The sequence below is a fragment of the Actinosynnema sp. NPDC023658 genome (assembly GCF_040639995.1).
Classification (GTDB): Bacteria; Actinomycetota; Actinomycetes; order Mycobacteriales; family Pseudonocardiaceae; genus Actinosynnema.
In genome coordinates, this window is sequence record NZ_JBFAAX010001493.1 from 1 (window position 1) to 1,043 (window position 1,043).

General features: G+C 71.9%; 1 protein-coding gene. It reads left to right on the forward strand.

The features are described 5' to 3' along the window. On the forward strand, positions 1-890 hold an 890-nt coding region (locus AB0G02_RS42040), incomplete at its 5' end, for a carboxyl transferase domain-containing protein (protein WP_360806723.1). Between the last annotated feature and the right edge of the window lie 153 nt (positions 891-1,043).

Here is a 1,043-nt window from a genome sequence, read left to right on the forward strand (position 1 = left end):
ACGGGTTGGGTGGTGCGGAGGCGCACGGCCGCAAGTCCGGTGTGGTGCACGTGATCGCGGACAGCGAGGCGGACGCCTACGGGCGGGCGCGGCGGATCACGGGGTTGTTCGCGCAGCCGGGTGTGTTCGACCTGGGGTCGGTGCCCGACGGTGAGGACCTGCGGGCGTTGTTGCCGGAGCAGCCGCAGCGGGCCTACGACGTCAAGCCGTTGGTGCGGGCGATCCTGGACGAGGGTTCGTTCGAGGAGCTGCAGGCCAGGTGGGCGCCCAACGTCGTGGTCGGCCTGGGCCGGCTGGGCGGGCGCACGGTGGGGGTGATCGCGAACAACCCGATCCGCAAGGGCGGCTGTCTGGACTCGTTGTCGGCGGAGAAGGCGGCGCGGTTCGTGCGGATGTGCGACGCGTTCGGGGTGCCGCTGCTGGTGCTGGTGGACGTGCCGGGGTACCTGCCGGGTGTGGGTCAGGAGTGGGACGGCGTGGTGCGGCGGGGTGCGAAGTTGCTGCACGCGTTCGGTGAGGCGGTGGTGCCGCGGGTGACGTTGGTGACGCGCAAGTCCTACGGCGGGGCCTACATCGCGATGAACTCGCGGTCGTTGGGCGCGACGGCGGTGTTCGCGTGGCCGATCGCGGAGGTCGCGGTGATGGGCGCGAAGGCGGCGGTGGGCATCCTGCACCGCAAGAAGCTGGCCGCGGTGCCCGACGAGGAGCGGGAGGCGCTGCACGCCCGGCTGGTCGAGGAGCACGAGCGGATCGCGGGCGGGGTCGAGCGCGCGATCGCGATCGGCGTCGTGGACGAGGTCGTCGAACCGACCAAGACGCGGCGCAAGCTGGCGCAGGCCCTCGCGGCCGCCCCGGCCGGCCGCGGCGCGCACGGCAACATCCCGCTGTAGCAACTCATCCGCCGTGGAACGAGGAGGGCCCGTGCTCGACCACCTGCGTGACAAGGGACGGCGCGTGCTGCTGTGCACCGTGTCCTCCGACTCGCACACCTGGAACCTCGTGTTCCTCCAGCTGCTGTTGGAGGAGCACGGCCACGACGTCAC